Annotated in this window: 1 protein-coding gene; it reads right to left on the bottom strand. The window is 37.3% G+C overall.

Annotated elements, in window-relative coordinates:
- Positions 1–215 precede the first annotated feature (215 nt).
- Positions 216–1,302 (bottom strand): hypothetical protein (locus KDK16_RS07255; RefSeq protein ID WP_257275364.1); only part of this gene is annotated, 1,087 nt, incomplete at its 5' end.

Genomic DNA, 1,302 nt, shown 5'->3' with positions numbered 1-1,302 from the left:
AGAGGATAGCAGTAAAAACAATATTAGAATAATAAACCTGTTCTCTTTTTTCATTGTCAATTACCTATTCGTGGCTAATGTTAATTTTTTGATATTGGCGGTTAAGAATAGCCAAAAAAGTTCATATAACAATTTTTTGAGGTTTCTAATAACTATTTGAATGATTCATCGGAGTGCGTAGAACTGGAAATGGCACTATGTCTGTCATTAAATGCTCAATGCTCATCAGAGATGATTCTTGAGGCAGCACAATTACATGCTCCGTTACAATGATAATTTTCTGGTAATTCCGCATAATGTGGAGGAGGTTGGTTAGCTTCGACATTATAATCATCAACCGACAGTGTCAGGGTATAACCATGAGTGCTGACCAAAATCGCTAATACCTGAATATTATGGGTGGACACTTGATAAATGTGGTATTGTACTCTGACTCCGTTATCTAAATTAAATGATACAAAATGCGATGGTTGAAGGCTTTCTCTATTATTTGTGTCGTTTTGCTCTTGTACAAGAATTTCTGCAGGTAAGGCCATATCGAATAACTCAGGTATTATCAGCTCTAGTTTAATGTTGGTCGTTGGGTTTAGATGCTCTGCTATCCACTGGTGTGTTTCAGGCGTATTCAGGAAAAGGTCAAATATATGACTATTGCCGTCTACAATTTCTGTGCTTGAGTTTAAAATAATTTGGTTGTCACTGCTCATGGCCTTATGAGATAAAGAGCGCTTATGGATAGTGACATGTTCTGGCAAGTGGTTTGGCATTGCTGCTTCCAGCGCTCTAATTCTGGCCAACTCATTTTCAGATCCATGTGAAATATTTCTTAAGTACATCTTGAATCCCATACAAAAAGGATTACAGAAAATACAACATAAAAGTTCAGCAATATTGCCTGCTGTCGTTGACGTCTGACCTCTCAGAATGTATTGAGTATGCAAGCGATGTTGAATAGACTCAATGCCATTCCCTAATAAAGTACGAAAAAGTTTTGGAACAACATAACCGGGGTTATTTTGATCAAAAACTAAATGAGTGGAAGAGGCTACGTCATAGATCGCAAAATCATGCCCTGAACAAACAGTGGAAAGTTGAGTGGAACCATCTAATTCCGATGAGTGATCATTGAACCCTGTTAAAGCGCTGCTATGACTGGTTTGGCAGGATGTTTCAACTGTACCTCTCAGTAGTAGGTAACTGTGGTGTTCTAACTTCCACTCGAAGTGCAAAACATCTGAGTTTGAATAAGAGGATAGCAGTAAAAACAATATTAGAATAATAAACCTGTTCTCTTTTTTCATT

Source organism: Endozoicomonas sp. SESOKO4 (assembly GCF_024606275.1).
The sequence above is the reverse complement of the archived record's forward strand: the minus strand, read 5'-3'. Positions and strand labels throughout refer to the sequence as shown.